We start from the raw sequence: 1,052 nt of genomic DNA on the forward strand, positions 1-1,052 counted from the left end.
AACTACACGAGCCCGGCCGTGATGGCCGCACAGGGTTCGCAGCTCACGAACAAGTACGCGGAAGGTTATCCGGGCAAGCGCTACTACGGCGGCTGTGAATATGTCGACGTGGTCGAGCAGCTGGCGATCGACCGTGTGAAGCAGCTGTTCGGCGCGGAAGCAGCGAACGTGCAGCCGAACTCGGGTTCGCAGGCGAACCAGGGCGTGTTCTTCGCGATGCTCAAGCCGGGCGACACGATCATGGGGCTGAGCCTCGCGCACGGCGGCCACCTGACGCACGGCTCGCCGGTGAACATGTCGGGCAAGTGGTTCAACGTCGTCAGCTACGGGCTGAACGAGCAGGAAGACATCGACTACGATGCAGCCGAGAAGCTGGCAAACGAACACAAGCCGAAGCTGATCGTCGCGGGCGCATCGGCGTTCGCGCTGAAGATCGACTTCGAGCGTCTCGCGAAGATCGCGAAGTCGGTCGGTGCGTACCTGATGGTCGACATGGCGCACTACGCCGGCCTGATCGCAGCGGGCGTGTATCCGAACCCGGTGCCGCACGCGGACTTCGTGACGACGACGACGCACAAGAGCCTGCGCGGCCCGCGCGGCGGCGTGATCCTGATGAAGTCGGAATACGAGAAGCCGATCAACTCGGCGATCTTCCCGGGCATCCAGGGCGGCCCGCTGATGCACGTGATCGCGGCGAAGGCCGTGGCGTTCAAGGAAGCGCTGTCGCCGGAGTTCAAGGAATATCAGCAGAAGGTGGTCGAGAACGCACGCGTGCTGGCTGAAACGCTGGTGAAGCGCGGCCTGCGGATCGTGTCGGGCCGTACGGAAAGCCACGTGATGCTGGTGGACCTGCGCGCGAAGAACATCACGGGCAAGGCAGCGGAAGCGGCACTGGGCGCGGCACACATCACGGTGAACAAGAACGCGATCCCGAACGATCCCGAAAAGCCGTTCGTGACGAGCGGCATCCGTCTGGGCTCGCCGGCGATGACGACGCGCGGCTTCGGCCCGGCGGAAGCGGAGAAGGTCGGCAACCTGATCGCCGACGTGCT

Annotated in this window: 1 protein-coding gene; it reads left to right on the forward strand. The window is 64.5% G+C overall.

The window, feature by feature from the left end; all coding sequences use genetic code 11:
* Positions 1-1,052: serine hydroxymethyltransferase (gene glyA / locus U5771_RS35165; protein ID WP_322028179.1), on the forward strand; the 1,052-nt coding region annotated here is incomplete at both ends.

This window comes from Burkholderia sp. BCC1977 (assembly GCF_905339595.1).
GTDB lineage: Bacteria > Pseudomonadota > Gammaproteobacteria > Burkholderiales > Burkholderiaceae > Burkholderia.